The following is a 19,187-nucleotide window of genomic DNA, read 5'->3' as shown; positions in this document are numbered from 1 at the left end:
CCCAGCCCTCAGCCCCCAGCCCTCAGCCCCCAGCCCTCAGCCCCCAGCCCTCAGCCCCCAGCCCCCAGCCCCCAGCCCTCAGCCCCCAGCCCTCAGCTCTCAGCTCTCAGCTCTCAGACCTCAGCCCCCAGCCCTCAGCCCTCAGCCCCCAGCCCTCAGCCCCCAGCCCTCAGCCCTCAGCCCTCAGCCCTCAGCCCTCAGCCCTCAGCCCTCAGCCCTCAGCCCAAAAATACTTCAGACAAAACCCCCTCCAAACGGGCTAGTAAGTAGGAGGCAACAAAATGAAGAGACGGCGCAGGTGGACGGCGGACGAGGTGATCGCTTCGGCACTTCGTGGGTCCGGGCACACACTCACCGGTTACCAGCAGGCCTTTCTCGCCGACCGATCTCCCATGCGGTCCGTCTTAAAGGCGCGGCAAACGGGTTTCTCGTGGCTGTTCGCGCTGGAAGCCCTCGGCCAGGCCATCGCCAACCGGCATTTCAGTATCTTCGTCAGCCTCAACCGCGAGGAAGCTGCTGAGAAGATCTTCTATGCGCGCGACCTCTACGAAGCCCTGCCGCCCAGGATGCGTGTCCCCCTTCGCCGCGCGTCCGCCTACGAGATGCTCTTCGAGGGCGGAGGCCGACTCCTCTCGTTTCCATGCCGCGCGCCACGCGGAAAGGCCGGCGCCAGCCTCTACCTCGACGAAATGGCGTTCTATCCGCACTCCGAACGCGTATACGGCGGCGCGCTTCCGGTCGTCACCCACGGCGGAAGGGTCACCGTTGCCTCCACGCCGAACGGCGATGCCGGTATGTTCTGGCGCCTGCTGTCGGAGCCGGATCTTGTGTCCCGCTTCTCCCAGCACACCGTGCCGTGGTGGCGCGCCCCGTGGTTGTGCACCGACCCCGAGGCCGCCGACGCCGAAGCGATCGCCGATGTACGCGTGGATCGGTATGGCACCGAAGTCCTGCAGCGCCTGCGCGGCGCAATGGACAGCGTAACGTTCCAGCAGGAGTATGAACTCCACTTCGTCGACCTCAAGGACGCCTTCATCACGTGGCCGGAAATCATGGACAACGTACGCGACGTCCCGATGGCCGCCACGTGGTCAAGCCTCGCCGCAATGGGTGGCCGGCTGTACGCCGGCGTGGACATCGGACGCGTCGCCCACGCCACCGAAATCGTGGTGATCCGGGCCGACGGCGACCGATGGTCCGTCTGTTGCATCAAGAGCATGGTCAACGAGACCTACTGGCGCCAGGAAGAAGCCGTGCTGGACTGCCTGCGGATCGCCGGGGTCGAACGGCTCTGCATCGACGCGACCGGCATCGGAAACAACCTCAGCGAGAATCTGGCGGGCGCATATCCCGATCGTGTAACGGGCCTGCACTTCACAGGCCGCCTGAAGGAGATGATGGCGCACGAGGTCAAACGGCAGTTGCAGGCGGGCGCACTCTCGCTGCCGCGCCACAGGTCGCTGATGGACCAACTCCACGCCGTCCGCCGCACCTGGCTGGAATCCGGACACGCACGATTCGACGCCCCGGTCGTCGACTCCAACCACGCCGACAAATTCTGGGCCCTCGCCATGGCCCTCCACGCCGCAAACGCCCGCTTCGCCAGCGTCACCGCGCGAATTCTACGGTAACGGCAAAAATGCCAGGGGGCACGCCATGCCGTGCCCCCGCCCTGAATGCTGGATGCCGCCCCAACGTAGCGCGGGCGCCTCGCCCGCATCCGTCGCACAGCGCCAGCTCCGCCCTGAATGCCGAATGCTGGATGCTGGATGCCGCCCCAACGTAGCGCGGGCGCCTCGCCCGCATCCGTCGCGCAGCGACGGCTCCGCCCTGAATGCTGAATGCTGGATGCTGGATGCTGGATGCCGCCCCAACGTAGCGCGGGCGCCCTCGCCCGCATCCGTCGCACAGCGGCGGCCCCGCCCTGAATGCTGAATGCTGAATGCTGGATGCTGGCTGCCTCCCCAACGTAGCGTGGGCGCCCTCGCCCGCATCCCCCGCGCAGCGACGGCTCCGCCCTGAATGCTGGATGCTGGATGCTGGATGCCGCCCCAACGTAGCGCGGGCGAACCCATCCGCCCGCATCCCCCGCGCAGCGACGGCTCCGCCCTGAATGCCGAATGCTGGATGCTGGATGCTGGATGCTGGATGCCGCCCCAACGTAGCGCGGGCGCCTCGCCCGCATCCGTCGCACAGCGACGGCCCCGCCCTGAATGCTGGATGCTGGATGCTGGATGCCGCCCCAACGTAGCGCGGGCGCCTCGCCCGCATCCCCCGCGCAGCGACGGCCCCGCCCCGGATGCCGGATGCCGCCCCAACGTAGCGCGGGCGCCCTCGCCCGCATCCGTCCGCATTCACCACAACTTCCATCTTCGAGTTGCCAACTCGCTTCCCGTAGCCACAGATGCGGGACTCGGGTAACGGCCCAGTCCGACTAACAAATGGTCCCTTCGACCCAGGTAGCCCTGTTGGCCACAGCCCCACAATCTACCTGGAACACTGTAAACCGGTATTCTGAACCACCGCGGGCAGCACAATGGACAAGGAGAGTGTCATGGATGGCCCAACCAAGGAAAGCCGCAACGGTACATCAGAGCCAACGCAGGGCAAATGTCCCTATCCCTGGCTGGCGCTGATCCCATTAGCGATGTTAATCGAGCACACTATGCTCGTGTTTCGTAAGGGTGCTCTCTCCGGTCCGCTGGACACGCCAACGCTCACAGCCGGATTGGTGTTGGTCTCGGTACCCGTGGCGATTCAGGCGCTGGTTCGGAATATCGCTCGCTGCCGCCATGGTACCAGTCGCGGCGGACTCTTGGGACGCGTGGTTCCTCTGATGGTCCTCGGGGCCGGTGCAGTTGGCTTTGCTCTGTCGCCCGGTTTCTTGTTCAGCCACCCACTGGCGGCCTGGGGATTTCGTCTCAATCACGCTGCTGACGTTCAAGGGTGGGTGCTGCCCCTTCTCCACCTGCCCCGAGCGAAGTTGCCGAAAGACTTGGGGTTGGACACTTCCTATGCTGGGCCGGCCGTTCCGGACTCTATTCGCAGGCTGCACCACGGAGGGCAGCTATGGGTGCGAATCGTGAGGCCGAATTCTCAATCCGAAGCCGGCTTCTTCAAGACGGACCCAAACACGCCATACATGGTTATCGGTTGGGACGAGGATATTGTTGGCTGGGGGCTCCTCGTGGGCCCGGAAACCTTTCAACCACGTGGTACCGACAACTACCGAGTCCACCGTTTGGCCCCCGGTATATATCGCTGGGACTGATTCTCGATCAGGTCGCCGGGCGCCTGGGAGCCGGATAATACGCTCGTTCTCTTGATACCTGAGTCTCTCAGCTGAGGCTTCGGAGAAACGCCAAAGGGTGTTTCTGAACGGCGGCGACGAAACGGTCGAACGTGAGATCGTTCGCGGGTTAGGCGAGGTGCTCGCTCTACGCCAGTCGGGCATTTTGCACTTACCATTCGCCATTCTTCATTTTGCATTGCCCGCGAACCGCGCTCACGGATGCCGCCGCCACATCCTGCCACCCTCCCCGTTTGGTCCCCCAGAATTGGTGGGTAGGGGGGGCTCTTCCCAGGCCGCGAAGGCGGCCTTTGTGCTCTTCCCAGCCGCGCCTTCAGGCGCCGGAACGTCCCGGAGGGCGGCGGGGACGCCGCTCCTACCGTGAGAACGAACGCCCTCACGGAGGCCGGCGCCACACGGATGCGGGCGAGGTTTCCGGGGACGAGGTCGGCTCAGGCATCTTGATATTTGCATTTTGCATTTTGCATTTTTCAGTTTGCAATGCTTGGCTTCCCCGCCGCCCCTGCCGTGAAACCGAGACGCCGGCACGGAGGCCGGCGCCACATCCTGCCACCCTCCCCGTTTGGTCCCCCGGAATCGGTGGGTAGGGGGCCCCGGAACGTCCCGGAGGGCGGCGAGGACGCCGCCCCTACCGTCACACCCGCGCCCCCTCGCCCGGAATCCCAAATCCTGCACCCTGCCCCCTGAGTCCTGGATGCTGAATCCTGCACCCTGCCCCCTGAGTCCTGGATGCTGAATGCCGGATGCTGGATGCTGATTCCTGAATCCTGAACCCTGAACCCTGAACCCTGGATGCTGAATGCCGGATGCTGAATGCTCGGTTCATCATTCATCACTTCCGCTCCGCACCAAACGCCTACCCAACACCGTCCATTAGGTTGAACACAATCGATCTTTCTCCCGATGCCCCAACCGGCCCGGATCAGGGATGATGGACCATGGGCAGGGCTGGGTGGTACACTTGGCGCCCAGGGACCAAAGGGGCGTCGGGGGGCGAGAGACGGAAGCGGCCGTCTCTCGCCCCCGTTTTTGCGGAAGGTGGTCCCTGGATGCTGAATGCTGGATGCCGAATGCCGAATGCCGGATGCTGGATGCCGGGGCACTGCCGCAGGGCGGCGAGGACGCCGCCCCTACCGTGACACCCGCACCCCCTCGCCCTGAGCCCTGGACCCTGAATCCTGAATCCTGAACCCTGAACCCTGAACCCTGAACCCTGAACCTTGAACCCTGAACCCTGAACCCTGAACCCTGAACCCTGGATGCTGAATGCCGAATGCTGGATGCTGATTCCTGAACCCTGAACCCTGAATGCTGAATGCCGGATGCTGGATGCTGATTCCTGAATCCTGAGTCCTGGATGCTGGAAGCTGAACCCCCAAACATGCAAACCCTTGCCGAATCTTGATATAATAGGGCGGTAGGCTGGAATGCGACGGGGCCGCGGTGCCCGGTTTGTCGTTCGTGTTCTTATCCTCTGGTCCGTTCCCTCGCATAGAAACTGGGGTGGAGCGGTGCCGTTTGTTCCAGTCTATTTCGAAGGGAGACGTATTACCCGATGGCAATGGGCAAAGACCTCGGCGACATTCTGGTCGAGCGAGGCATTATTACGCCTGGGCAGTTGACGGAAGCGCGCCAAGCCATGCAAAGCGCGAAGGGAACCGACATCGGCCGTATCGTTGTCGACCTGGGTTTCACCAATGAGCGCAAGGTTGCCGAGGCGAAAGCCGTACAATCCGGCCTCGAATATGTGGACCTCAGCACCGGCCGCCGCCCCCAACCCGATGCCGTGAAGGCCGTCCCGGAGGCCCTGGCACGCCGCCACGTTATACTCCCCCTGGCAAAAAGTCCAACCGGAATCATGGTCGCCGTCTCGAATCCCGATGACATCGCCATGATTGACGACCTGCGCGTCCACACGCGCGGCCTGATGGTCAAAATGGTCCTGTCGGCAACGGCAGACATCGAGGACGCCATCGAAAAAGCCTACCACCAGAACGGGGCCACCCCATCCGCGCCCACACCGGCCGCGGACAACAGCGTGGCCGCCGCTCCCCAAACTTACGCCTCGGGCGCCAACGCCGCGTCCAGCATCATGGGCGCCCTCGGGTCCGAAATGGACACCTACAAAAACCGAGAGGCCCAACTGGACGCCTCGGACGCCGACGAACTCGTCAACGAGGCTCCTATCGTCCGAGTCGCAAATACCATCATCCAGCAGGCTGTTCTGCAGGCTGCCTCCGATATCCACGTTGAGCCGGACCGCAAGGGCGTCCGCATCCGATACCGGATTGACGGCGTTTTGCAGGAGGTCATGACCCTCCCACGCTACATCCACCCGCCGCTCGTGTCGCGCTACAAAATCATGAGCGACATGAACATCGCGGAACGCCGCATCCCCCAAGACGGCCGCATCGCCATCAACTTCCAGAACAAGGACTATGACCTCCGCGTCTCCTGCCTTCCCACCCTGCACGGCGAGAAAATCGTCATGCGAATCCTGGACAAGAGCAGCGTCCTCATCGGCCTCAACAAACTCGGCTTCTTCCCGGAAACCCAGGCCGCTCTGGAAGAGATCATAACCCAGCCAAACGGCATGATCCTCTCCACCGGACCAACAGGCTCCGGCAAAACAACAACCCAATACTCCGTCCTCAACAAAATCAACAGTGTTGAACGAAATATCATCACTGTTGAAGACCCGGTTGAGTACCAGTTGCCCGGTATCAACCAGGTACAGGTACACCGCAAAGCGGGCCTCACCTTCGGCACGGCTCTCCGGTGCTTCCTCCGCCAGGACCCGGACATCATCATGGTTGGTGAAATCCGCGACCTTGAAACCGCGGAGATCGCCATCGAATCGTCTCTTACAGGCCACCTCGTGCTCTCCACGCTCCACACCAACGACGCCTGTTCCGCCGTTACCCGCCTTGTCGACATGGGCGTGGAGCCGTACCTGGTGTCCGCTACGTTGATCGGCGTGCTGGCCCAGCGCCTCGCGCGAAAGATATGCAGCAATTGCCGTGTGGCATACGAGATTCCGGCCCACGATCTGCGCCGCTTCGGCTACAAACCCGAGAGCGAGGACGAGATGGTCACCCTGCACCGGGGGGAAGGCTGCGAGGTGTGCAGCGGGCGCGGATACAAGGGACGTATCGGGATCTACGAATTGATGATCGTGAACGACGAGATCGCCGACCTTATGGTCCGCCGCGCTCCGCTCTCGGAATTGCGCGAAGCGGCCCGTTCGGGCGGCATGAGCCTGCTTCGAGAGGACGGCCTCCGCAAGGTTCTCGAAGGAGTCACTACCCCGGACGAGGTTATGCGCGTAGTTTTCACCGCCGGCCACTAGTCGTCAGGCGCCGGCGAATGCTTCGCCCCTGCCAGGGGTCGGGCGCGATGCATCTGGCATCGCGCCCGGCCTTTTTCGTGGGTTCGTGCGCAAGGATCCGGAGACGCCATAGCCCAGCCACAATACCGATTGGACAACAGATATGAGAATCCTGATGAACCCTGCCATCGCTCTGATCGCCGCTGTGTCGCTTGGCGGCAATCAGGCAAACTGCGCCCCCAAACCTCCGCCACCCTTCAAATCCACCGATCTGGCGAAGGGCAAGACGGCATATGATATCGGCTACGCCCATTTGGACACGCAGTGGCGATGGACTTACCAGGAGACGATCGGGCGATACCTGCCCGATACGATGTCCGTGAACTTCGGCTTCTTCGAGAAGTATCCGGATTACGTCTTTAACTTCACCGGGGCCAATCGCTACCGGATGATGAAGGAATACTACCCGGCCGACTATGCGAAGCTGAAGCAGTATGTTGCCAAGGGCCGTTGGTATGTGAACGGTTCGACCTGGGAAGAGAACGACGTCAATACCCCCTCCCCGGAATCGATCATCCGGCAGCTCCTTCTGGGCAATCATTTCATCCGGGACGAATTCGGTTACACACCCATCGATTTCATCCTGCCCGACTGCTTCGGATTCCCGGCCTCCCTGCCGTCCATCCTCGTCCATTGCGGCGTTAAGGGCTTTTCCACCGGGAAGCTGTCGTGGGGATCATCGGTGGATATACCGTTCACCGTCGGCAACTGGATCGGTGTAGATGGGAAGTCGATCGTTTCGGCGCTCAGTCCCGGCCAGTATAACTCGTCAGTCTCCGAAGATCTCAGCCAGAGTCAGACCCTGCTCAATCGGATCGACAAAGTCGGCAGCCAGTCCGGCGCTTACGTCGATTACCGTTACTACGGCACCGGAGACCGGGGTGGAGGGCCCACGGAAGACTCCGTGAAGTGGATCGAGAAGAGCGTCAAGGGCTCCGGCCCCGTTCACCTCATCTCCGGGCCGGCCGACCAGATGTTCAGGGACCTTACTCCCGGACAGGTCTCGAAGCTTCCGCGTTACAAGGGCGACCTCGAACTCGTCAACCACACTGCGGGCTCTCTGACTTCCCAGGCCTACATGAAGCGTTGGAACCGGAAGAACGAGCAACTGGCGGATTCCGCGGAGCGCGCTTCCGTCGCCGCGGACTGGATTGGCGGGATGCCCTATCCAAAAAAAGAGCTTTGGGAAGCGTGGGCGCTCATCCTCGGCGCCCAGTTTCACGATATCATCCCCGGCACCAGTGTCCCGAAGGCATACGAGTATTCCTGGAATGACGAAATCGTTGCGCTGAACCATTCGGCTTCGGCGCTTCAAGGAGCTGTTGGAGCGGTGGCGCGCGGGCTCGATACACGCGCCGCCGGATCCCCGGTGGTTGTCTACAACCCACTATCGATCGTACGTGAGGACGTCGTGAACGCCACGATCCCGTTCGCCAAAGGCCCTCCGGAATCGGTGAGGGTTTTTGGCCCGAACGGCAAAGAGGTCCCGTCTCAGATCGCTAAACGCAGTGCTCGCAGCCTGGAGGTGCTCTTCCTGGCGAAGGCGCCGCCGATCGGATTCGTGACCTATGATGTCCGGCGATCGAACGCGCCTTGCGCGCTTTCCACGGGGCTTAAGGTGGGCCGGCGAACGCTGGAAAACGCCCGCTACCGTGTCGTCATCAACCCAGATGGCGACGTCTCAAAGATATATGACAAGACCGCCAGGCGTGAACTCCTCTCGGCGCCCGCACGGTTGGAGTTCCGGTTCGATGAGCCCGTCCGAAACCCGGCCTGGGACATGAATTGGGAACAACAGAAGGCGCCCGCGCTCGGATACGTGTCCGGTCCGGCGACGGTTCGAGTGGTTGAAAACGGCCCCGTGCGCGTGACCCTCGAGGTGATCCGTCGGAGCAGGGGCTCCACGTTCATTCAGCACATCCGCCTCGGCGCGGCCGGCGCCGGCAATCGTGTGGAATTCGACAACGAGGTCAACTGGAACACCATGCGGTGCAATCTCAAGGCGACCTTCCCCATGGCGGTTTCAAACCAAAACGCAACCTACAACCTCGGCGTCGGTACCATCCAGCGTCCCACTAACACTCCCGCGATGTTCGAAATGGTTCATCAGCAGTGGATCGATCTCACCGACACCCGGGGCCAGTACGGCGTATCGGTGTTGGAAGACAGCAAATATGCGTCAGACAAGCCGGACGATCATACCATCCGCCTCACGCTACTGCGAACCCCCGGCGCTCTTTCGTATCAGGATCAGTCAACCCAGGATCTCGGCCACCATGAGTTCCTATATGCGCTTCAGGGACACGCGGGCGGCTGGCGAAACGGGAATACCCAGTGGGAGGCCGCGCGCCTGAACCGGCCGTTGATCGCCTTCCTGACGCCACGGCACGCGGGCGGGTTGAGAAAGAGCTTCTCGCTCTTTCATACCAACTCCGACCGGGTTGCGATCCACGCCCTGAAGATGGCCGAGGACAATCGCGAGACCATCGTTCGCCTTCAGGAGTTGAACGGCGCGCCGACCACCGTCACCCTCTCGGCCGCGGCGCCGATCGTGTCCGCCCGGGAGGTGGATGGGGAGGAGCGGACCATCGGCAAGGCCACGCTTCGCACCGGTGGATTGGTCGTGAAGCTTGGGGAATACAGCCCTCGGGCGTTCGCCCTCACATTGGGCAAGCCCGTGGTGCGGCTCCCCGCGCCGATTTCGTGGCCCGTTCCGCTGCCTTATAACCTGTCAACTTCTACGGCGGCCGGCCAGACCGTCACGGGAGGCTTCGATGGCGAGGGGCACACCATCGCCGCGGAGCTACTGCCGGGTTCCGTAGTGAGCGAAGGGGTCCAGTTCAATTTGCGTCCAACCGGGAAGAACGCCGTGGTGTGCGACGGTCAACGGATTCGCCTGCCCGGTAGTGTGTCCGGCTCGGTCTATATCCTCGCCGCCGCCAAAGGCGGAGACCAGAACGGCACGTTTGCCCTGGACGGCCGGCCCCGCGCGGTGAGGGTTCAGGACTGGTCCGGCTTCGTCGGCCAGTGGTACAACCGTATGTGGAACCAGAGTGACGCTCCCAACGCTCCACTGCTACCTGGCGGCATCTACGGCCTCAGACCGGCATACATCAAACGCGACCCCATCGCGTGGCTTGGCCGCCATCGCCATACCGCTGACGGCAAGAACGATATCTATGCTTATTCCTACATTTTCAGGTACCGCCTTCCGGCCGTCGGCGCGAAAACGCTGACGCTGCCGCGGAACGCGAACATACGCGTATTCGCCGTCACCGTTGCCGACAATCCCAACGACTACACCGACGCCGCGCAGTACCTGTACGACCATTTCAATCGCCCGGCGGCAGCTCGCGGGTAGAGGCGAAGCCTGCCTGTGTACAACACTCTGGTTCTGGGGCGCTGCATCATCGGGATGCCTCTCCCCTGTTTCTCGACGGAGGCTGCAGAATGCGGATCAACATTATCATCCTTGCGGCGGCGTTGGCCGCAGGAGCTTCCAGCGGTTTGGCGGCGTCCTCTGGCCGTGAGAAGCTGCGCTTCGACGCCAACTGGCGGTTCCACTACGGCGAACTGCCGGGATACACAGCCGAAGGGGGTCGGGTAATTACCCCGATCGCCAAATGGGAGACCAAACCAGCCGACGGGGCAGCCGCTGAGGCAAACGTCACCCAGGTGTTGGATGAAGCGTCAAGCGATGGATGGATGACCGTGCCGGTCGGCACGGACGTCTTCAAAGGCCGCACCGGCTTCGCGTGGTTCCGGGCCGTCGTCGATGGAAAGCCCGGTGGGCCGCGGTCCAGCGCATTGCGCCTCCATTTCGAAAGCGTGGATGATAACGCCACAGTGTTCGTCAACGGGATCCGACTGGCCCATCACGAGCTATGGGACGAAGCGTTCGACGTGCCGGTCGGCAAAGTCTGGCGGACGACCGGCCCGAACCGCATCGCGGTTCTGGTGGAGAACACGGCCGGGCAGGGGGGTATCCACACCCGTTCGTCGCTGGAAGCGGCCCCGAAGGCGGGGTCAGCTGCGCTGGCGTCCGTCAAGATGTCCGCCGCCGCATGGAAGCGCATCGGCTTGCCCCATGATTTCGTGGTGGGGCAACCTTTTGACCCCAATGGCGATCGCAGCCACGGGTATAAGCCGTCCGGGATTGGCTGGTACGTCAAGACGTTCGATCTTCCGGCAAGCGATCGTGGCCGCCGCCTTTCGCTCGAGTTTGACGGGGTGTATCGCGACAGCACGGTGTGGCTCAATGGAATCCTGCTGGGGAGGCACCAGAGCGGCTATACAAGCTTCGCCTACGACATCACCGGGGCGGCGCGCTTTGGCGCCGCCAACACCCTCACCGTACGCGCGGACGCTCGCCGGAACGAGGGTTGGTGGTATGAGGGTGGGGGTGTCTACCGGCACGTATGGTTGGTAAAGACGTCGCCCGTCCACGTAGCGCGTTGGGGCACCTTTGTAACCACCAACGTGCGCGGCCCTGAAACCGCCGCGCGCCCGGATGCGGAAATCTACATTCGCACCACCGTGCAAGACGAGGCCGCCCGGTCTGTACTCTGCCGCTTGGAATCGCGAATCGTGGATCCACCTGGCCAAACCGTGGCTACGCTCGGCAGTTCGCTGACGCTTCGCGGTTCCGGGAGCACGCAAACGGTACACAGATTCACGCTGCCGAAGGTCCGGTTGTGGTCCATCGAGACGCCGTACCTTTACCGCGTCGTCACAACCGTATACCAGGGCGGCAGGGCAGTGGACACGTACGTGACACCCTTTGGCATTCGCACCATCCGATTCGACAAGGACCAGGGCTTCTTCCTGAACGGCAAGCCGGTCAAGATCAAGGGCACCTGCAACCACCAGGATTTCGCGGGAATCGGCGTCGCACTGCCGGACCGCGTCCACGAGTATAAGATCGAGAAGCTCAAGGCTATGGGCAGCAACGCCTACCGCTGCTCCCACCACCCGTACGCGCCCGAGATACTGGATGCGTGCGACCGCCTCGGCATGCTGGTTATGGACGAGAACCGCAAATTGGGCGATTCGCCCGAGATACTGGGCCAGGTGGAGAGCATGGTCCGGCGCGATCGCAACCACCCGAGCATCATCATGTGGTCTATGTGCAATGAGGAGGGCCGCCAGGGCACGCCTGCCGGCGCGCGCATGTTTTCCGCAATGAAGAAGGTCGTGACCAGCCTCGATACCACACGCCCGGTCACGTGCGCGATGAACGGCGGTTGGGGCCCTAACGGCATCACGATGGTGGCCGACCTCCAGGGCTTCAACTACAACTTCGGGGCGTACGACGGTTTTCACGCCGACTTCCCTAACATACCCGCGTACGCCAGCGAGACGGCAAGCACGCTCACAACACGCGGTGAATACGCAACCGACCGCGAGCGCGGCTACGTCACGTCGTATAACGCGACCGACGACACCTGGAAGAGTGTCGCGGAGAGGCCGTTCATGGCCGGCTCATTCGTGTGGACCGGGTTCGACTACCGCGGCGAGCCGACGCCATACGACTGGCCGTGCATCAACTCCCATTTCGGGATCATGGACACCTGCGGCTTCCCCAAGGATAACTACTGGTATTACCTCTCGTGGTGGGGCAGCAAACCCGTTGCTCACGTGATGCCGCACTGGAACTGGCCCGGCAAAGAGGGTCAGAACATCGACGTCCGCGTGTTCACCAACTGCGAAAGGGTGGAACTGATCCTCAACGGCCACAGCCTCGGCTTCAAGGATGTGCCTCGGTTCGAGCACGTCGACTGGCAGGTCCCATACGCGCCGGGGCGCCTCGATGTCCGCGGCTACAACAACGGAACGTCGGTGGCAAGGGACTTCGTGGAGACGACCGAACGGCCTGCGGTGATCCGCTTGCGTCCGGACCGGATATCTGTGACGGCCGATGGCGAGGATGTGAGCATCATCGCGGTTGATATCCTGGACGCAAAGGGGCGCGTTGTGCCGACCGCGGACAATCAGGTCACGTTCTCCGTGGCCGGCGCCGCCCAGGTGATTGGAGTGGGAAACGGCGATCCCAGCAGCCACGAATCTGACAAGGCGAGCGCCCGCAAAGCGTTCAACGGCCACTGCATGGTCATCGTCCAGGCCGGGACAAAGACGGGCTCTTTCACCGTGAAGGCGTCCGCGCCGGGCCTCAACACGGCCGCCACGACTATTCGGATGAGGTAGCGCCGGACCGTGCGCTGATCTGCTGTACAAAGGGGGAATTACCGTGGTGTCGCCGCCTGGGTTGTATATTGCCTCCGTATTAGTACCGGCTTTCGGGATTTGCTGTTGCGCCACGGTCATTCTGACGACCATCTCAATCGCGCGAGGCTGGAAAATGGCGTCCGTCGTGGTGACGCGTATAGTTGAAATAGTGTTGGGTTGTTGGATGGCCAACGCGGCTGTGGCTGAGCTGGGTTACTACATCTCTCAGGAACAGGGATCGCCACAGTCAGTGCATGCGCTCGAGACAATAGGCGTGATCGGGTTCCTGCTCGTGATTCATGGGATTACACCTGCCTTCTGGCACGCGCCATCTTCGTAGGGCGACCGGCCGGCGTCCCAATCTGCTATCATGTTCGCAACAGGCGATCACCGGAAAGGGCTGGGAAGGACGAATCCTTTCCCGGCCCTTTCCACAACGCCTCGCATAGTCGCCGCCACCGACCGTAAGCCTTGAGGACTCCCGAAATGGTTTCTACCACCGCGGTGCCGCCCCCGCGCCGCGTCCAGGCGCTCGACGCCCTGCGTGGCATCGCCATCTTGATGATGGTACTGTCCGGCGTCGTGCCCGCGACCTATCCGGCGTGGATGCATCACGCACAATGTCCGCCCCCCACACTGAAATTCAACGCCGGAATCCCGGGCATCACGTGGGTCGATCTGGTCTTCCCGTTCTTCGTTTTCAGCATGGGCGCCGCCATCCCGCTGGCGCTGGGCCGCCGGATGGACAAAGGTGAGCCCTGGTGGAAGCTCGGTTGGGGGGTGATCCAGCGGTTCCTGTTGTTGGGGCTTTTTGCGATCTATATAGAGCACATACGCCCGTTCGGCATCGGCGCACCGGAAGTGTGGCAGACGTGGGCCCGGGCCCTCATAGCCTTCGCTGCGTTGCTCGCCATCCTGGTTCGCCCGCCGAAGGGCTGGTCCCGTCCCATTTGTGTGGCGCTGCGCATTGCCGGTTGGACGGTGGCCGCCTGGTTGATGTACACCGTGCGCCGGGGCGACGGCACAGGCTTCGATCCCCATAACAGCGACATTATCATTATGATCCTCGCCAACGTTGTACTCGGCGTCTCGCTGGTGTGGGGATTGTCGCGCGCGAACCCGTTGATGCGCGTTGGATTCATGGCCGTTCTCATGGCCGTGCGGCTTGCGAGCGGCGCGCCGGGATTCGTGCAGACCATCTGGGCGTGGTCTCCCGAGCAGTTCCTGTATATGCACCATCTCTTCTTCACGCAAGGCCCATGGCTCTTCCACCAGGGCTACACGAGCATGCTGATGGTGGCGATCCCGGGGACTCTCATCGGTGACCTCTTCGTCACGTGGATGCGCGCTCCTCAGGGGCCGGCCGGGGTGACAGAGTGGTCGCGCGGCCGGTGGTGGGCCATCGCAGGCGTTTCATTCGCCCTCGTGCCGGTGTTATTAGGGGGGTTGTTCACCCGTCACGTCGTCGAGGTTGCCTCCGTCGCGGCGGTCATTTGTGTGGCCGTTCGATATCTCGTCGCGCGACCGGCGCTCCCCGCGGAGCGTCTTATTCACGATGTCGCGGCGTGGGGCGCGTTCTGGCTGATCTTGGGGCTGCTGTTCGAACCGTACGAAGGCGGCATCAAGAAGGATCCGGCGACGATGAGTTATTATTTCGTCAGCGCCGGTCTTGCCTGCTTCACGCTCATCGCTTTCTCCATCGTGATGGACGTCATCGGAAAGCCCGGGGCGCTGCGGCTGCTGGCGGACAACGGGCAGAACCCGATGATCGCCTACGCGGGCCTCAGCAACCTGGTCCAGCCCCTGCTTTTCATCGTGGGGCTTAAGCCGCTCATCGACAGAGGTTGCGAGACCACGAACGGGATGTTCTTGCTCGGCGTGATGGAGGTCGTTATGGTGGCGCTTACGGTCAGCGGTTTCACGCGCGCCAAAATCTTCCTCAGGACGTGAAGCATCGGCCCATCATTCGCGCATCTGTGCCTCGCACACCGGCGCCCGTGGCCCGACTGGTAATATGCATAGAAGACACAAGCATCAGGACGCCCCTCTCACACAGGCTCAGGGGGCGCCGAGAAGGCCGGACAACCGCGCGAGCGCCCTCGACGCGCTGCGCGGCCTCGCCATCCTCGCTATGGTACTCTCCGGGCTGGTTCCGGGGACGCTTCCTGCGTGGATGTACCACGCGCAGGACGCGCCTCCCACGCACGTCACCAACATCAACCTGGCCGGCATTTCATGGGTGGACGTCGTCTTCCCTTTTTTCATTTTCAGCATGGGCGCGGCGATTCCGCTGGCCCTGAGCCGCCGCCTGGAGAAGGCCAAATGGTGGTCCGTCATCCCCGGGATCCTGTGGCGCGGCGTGCTGCTGGCCGCATTTGCGTTTTTTCGCGACCACGTGGATCCATTTGCATTCACCAATTCGCCGACGCGGCATGACTGGAAGATGGCGCTCGTCGCTCTCGTGCTTGTCTTCCCGATCTGGGGGCGAATGCCGAAAACGATTCCGCAGGCCATTCAGTGGCTCATTCGTGTCGTTGGCGTCAGCCTGGCCCTCGTATTGCTCTCAACGTATCGCTACTCGGACAACGCCAACCTCGCCTGGAACCACCATGCCATGCGCCAATGGGTCGAGCGGGGCGACATCATTATCCTGGTCCTTGCCAACGTCAGCGTCTTCGGATCTCTGATATGGTTATGCACTCGCAAATCGTGGTTTGCCCGCCTGGCGCCGGTTGGCCTGATGGTGGCGCTCAAGATCTCGGCGAGCGCGCCGGGGTGGGGTCAGACGGTCTGGAACGCCACACCCGTTCCCTGGCTGTACCGGATGGAGTTCCTGAAGTACCTGACCGTTATCCTGCCCGCGACGATCGTGGGTGATCTGATGGTGGACTGGCTGAGGGCGAGGGCGAAAGAGCACGTCACGGCGCAGTGGCCGCTCTGGAGGCTGATCCCTCTCACGGTGCTGCTGTTCGCGTTCGTGCCCGTATGCGTCACCGGGCTGATGGAACGGTGGGTGATCGCGACGACGCTCGTCACCGTGGGAATGCTCTTGCTGGGAGCGCTGTTGACGATGAAACCGTTGACCGAGTTGGAACGGTTCATTACGCGATCATTTCAATGGGGAGCCTATTGGCTGATACTTGGCCTCGTCTTCGAACCCTATGAAGGCGGCATCAAGAAGTCGAACGCGACCATCAGCTATTTCTTCGTTACTCTGGGCCTTGCCATCTTGACGCTGGCGGCGTTCACGCTATTGATAGAGCGATTGAAGGGCAGGTGGTCGGTGGCGCTGCTGGTGGACAACGGCCAGAATCCGCTGCTCGCATACATTGGTATCAGCAGTTTTGCGTTGCCGGTGGTGGTGCTCAGCGGGCTGGGCGCCTGGTTGGACGCCAGGCTGACCACTCCGTGGCAGGGCGCCTTGCACGCCGCCATTGTCACGCTGTTCCTTGCCCTGGCGGTGAGCGCGGCCACCCGGGCGAAGGTGTTTGTGCGCGCGTAGCGGATGCCGCGTGGGGAACCACGTACGCTCCCCCGGCGTCAAACGGGGTGTCATCATATTCATACCGGCTCTGCAATCGGGCAGACGCCATCCCGGCGGCGCCTGATGCAGCCCGCTGAACCGAACACAGGGACCGAGATTTGAACGAGCTTTTAGAAGTAGAAAGCGTTGGGGTTATACCGACACGGCGCGTGCGGGAGGTCCATATGGACGACCTGCTCAACATCGCCATCGAGCGCCGGGCGTCGGACCTTCATCTGACGGCGGGCGTTCCCCCTGTTCTCCGTGTAGACGGCGAACTCATACCGATGTCGGACTTCGGTCCGCTGACGGCGCCGGAGGCCCAGCGATCAATTTACGACATCATGACGGCTGATCAGATTCAGCGCTTTGAAACCTCACTGGAAATTGATTTTTCCTACGCAATGGGGCAGCGCGCGCGCCTCAGGGTGAACGTGTACCGAGACAGAGGCACCGTAGCTTCAACGCTGCGCCTGATACCGGCGCGAATCCCGCACCTGGAGGAGTTGGGCCTGCCGGCTGTCCTCAAGGAAATGGCGAGGAAGCCAAGGGGGCTCATCCTCGTCACGGGGCCGACCGGATCCGGCAAAAGCACCACCCTTGCCGCGATGATCCACCAGATCAACAGCGAGCGAAGCGTACATATCATCACCATCGAAGACCCGATCGAGTATTTGCACCATCACCGCAAGAGCGTCATCAACCAGCGCGAACTGGGGCAGGATACCCGAAGCTTCGATAACGCGTTGCGCGCCGCCCTCCGCGAAGACCCGGACGTGGTCCTCGTCGGCGAAATGCGTGACCTGGAAACGATAGCCACCGCCATCACCTGCGCGGAAACCGGCCACCTCGTGCTCGCAACTCTGCATACAAACAGCGCATCCCAGACAGTGGACCGCATCATTGATGTGTTCCCGCCCGGACAACAGGACCAGATACGCTACCAGTTGTCCGCAAACCTGGAAGCGGTCCTCTGCCAGCAGTTGCTGCCGCGTTTGGATGGCCAAGGGCGTGTATGCGCCATGGAGATCATGATCGCCACGCCGTCGGTCCGCAGCATGGTCAGGGACAACAAAACGCATCAGCTTACCACGATCATCCAGACCCACGGCGACCGCAAAACATACGAAACAAGCATGCAGACAATGGACCAGTCTTTGAAGGGGCTTGTTGCGGATGGTATCATTACAGAAGCGGGGGCAATGAGTCGCGCCGTGAATCGCGCCGAACTGGCGCAGATGCTGGCGAACCTGGAGAAGCGGTGAAGCGTCAAGGATGATGGCTCTCGCGCCTCCTTTCGCGGCATTGCGGGAGCGGTGGAAGCCTAGGGCACATAGTCCGGCGCTCCTGGCCCAGATTTGAGCGCGTATAGAGGGAGACACAGATGGCGACGTTTTCGTATGTCGGGCGCGATGCCAGCGGGCAGAGCGTCACGGGCAACGTGGATGCGGACAACGAAGGTACGGCCCGGGACCGCCTGCGCGAGCAGGGAACGTTCGTGCAGAGCGTTCGCCCGGTGAAGGGCGCGAAGACCACCGCGGTGGCCAAGGGCCAACAGACCGGCGTTGCCGTGGCCAAGAAGGAAAAGAAGAAATTCACCTTCGGCGGCAAGGTCAAGCTTGTGGACCTCAGCGTCTTCTGCCGGCAGTTCTCCACAATGATTGACGCGGGCGTGTCGCTGGTACGCTGCCTGTCAGTCCTTCAAGAGCAGTGTCCCAACCCCACTCTGAAGCGCATTCTCACGGACATTCAGGTTGAGGTCGAATCCGGAAACACGCTTAGCCGCGCGATGACCAAGTACCCCCGGGTCTTCAGCCCCCTCTTCGTCGGTCTGATCAAAGCCGGGGAAGTCGGCGGCGTTCTCGAGGAGTCGCTCCAGCGCCTAAGTTCATTTCTAGAAAAGGACATGGAAACTCGCCGCAAGGTCAAGTCCGCCATGACCTACCCAACGATCGTCATCTTCGCGGCCTTTGTCATCGTGATCGGCCTGACAACCTTCGTTCTGCCGAGTTTCTTCCAGGTGTTCAAGGACCTCGGGCTCAAGGATGACCAGCTGCCCGGCCCGACGCAGTTCCTGATGAACTTCTCGGCGCTTCTGCGAGGTGGCTTTCCTACGCGACAGATCATCCTGGTTGTCTGCCTCATCGCGTTCATCGCCGGGTTTAAGTCGTTCACGAGGACCAAAGTGGGCCGGCGGATTTATGACCGCTTCAAGCTGAAGATCCCCGTGTTCGGAAACCTGAACCATAAAGTGGCGCTGTCCCGTTTCGCGCGCACATTGTCCACGCTTCTTGTATCCGGCGTTCCGATCCTGCAGGCGCTGGAAACGGTTGCCGGAACGGTGGACAACGTCATCATCGGGGACGCCATCCTGGACGCCCGAACGAGCATCCGGGAAGGTGAACGCATCGGCGATCCGCTCCAGAAATCGGGCCAATTCCCGCCGATGGTCGTTCAGATGATCTCCATCGGTGAAGAGTCCGGTGCTCTGGACGCGATGCTCACCAAGATTGCGGAGTTCTACGAGGACGAAGTGGACGCTGCCCTTTCAAGTCTAACAGCGGCCATCGAACCTGTCTTGATGGTGTTCCTGGGGGTGATTGTAGGGTTCATCGTCGTGTCCGTCTTCCTGCCGATGACGTCCATCATTTCGCAGATGTCCGGCGGTGGCGGCGATAAGGGCGACGGCGAATAATCAGCGGCCGGGCGCCAGGTATCCGGTCCCGGACCCGATACCTGGC

8 protein-coding genes are annotated in these 19,187 nt (G+C 62.2%); all 8 read left to right on the top strand.

What is annotated here, in order from left to right; all coding sequences use genetic code 11:
- Nucleotides 1–281 precede the first annotated feature (281 nt).
- The 8 genes from VGM51_05305 (at nt 282) to VGM51_05270 (ending at nt 19,141) form a co-directional block, all read left to right on the top strand.
- Nucleotides 282–1,631 (top strand): terminase family protein, encoded by a 1,350-nt coding sequence (locus tag VGM51_05305; protein ID HEY3412464.1) that lies wholly within the window; start codon nt 282–284, stop codon nt 1,629–1,631.
- Between the two features lie 3,234 nt (nt 1,632–4,865).
- Entirely contained in the window at nt 4,866–6,659 is a 1,794-nt protein-coding gene (locus tag VGM51_05300; GenBank protein ID HEY3412463.1) for an ATPase, T2SS/T4P/T4SS family, read from the top strand.
- Between the two features lie 154 nt (nt 6,660–6,813).
- Nucleotides 6,814–10,059: a glycoside hydrolase family 38 C-terminal domain-containing protein gene (locus VGM51_05295; GenBank protein HEY3412462.1), complete on the top strand. Its 3,246-nt coding sequence runs from the start codon at nt 6,814–6,816 to the stop codon at nt 10,057–10,059.
- A gap of 89 nt (nt 10,060–10,148) precedes the next feature.
- Complete coding sequence (gene galA, locus VGM51_05290; GenBank protein HEY3412461.1) at nt 10,149–12,902, top strand: beta-galactosidase GalA; 2,754 nt, start codon at nt 10,149–10,151, stop codon at nt 12,900–12,902.
- A gap of 507 nt (nt 12,903–13,409) precedes the next feature.
- Nucleotides 13,410–14,873, top strand: a complete 1,464-nt coding sequence (locus tag VGM51_05285) for a DUF5009 domain-containing protein (protein HEY3412460.1) — start codon at nt 13,410–13,412, stop codon at nt 14,871–14,873.
- A 64-nt stretch (nt 14,874–14,937) separates the two neighbouring features.
- Nucleotides 14,938–16,425 carry a DUF5009 domain-containing protein gene (locus tag VGM51_05280; protein HEY3412459.1) on the top strand — a complete coding sequence of 496 codons (1,488 nt, stop codon included), beginning with the start codon at nt 14,938–14,940 and terminating at the stop codon, nt 16,423–16,425.
- A 206-nt stretch (nt 16,426–16,631) separates the two neighbouring features.
- Nucleotides 16,632–17,711: a type IV pilus twitching motility protein PilT gene (locus VGM51_05275; GenBank protein HEY3412458.1), complete on the top strand. Its 1,080-nt coding sequence runs from the start codon at nt 16,632–16,634 to the stop codon at nt 17,709–17,711.
- A gap of 119 nt (nt 17,712–17,830) precedes the next feature.
- Entirely contained in the window at nt 17,831–19,141 is a 1,311-nt protein-coding gene (locus VGM51_05270) for a type II secretion system F family protein (GenBank protein ID HEY3412457.1), read from the top strand.
- The last annotated feature ends 46 nt before the right edge of the window (nt 19,142–19,187 follow it).

This window comes from Armatimonadota bacterium, from assembly GCA_036504095.1.
GTDB lineage: Bacteria > Armatimonadota > DTGP01 > JAKQQT01 > JAKQQT01 > DASXUL01.
Note: the sequence above shows the minus strand (reverse complement) of the source record. Positions and strands in the feature narration are given on the sequence as shown.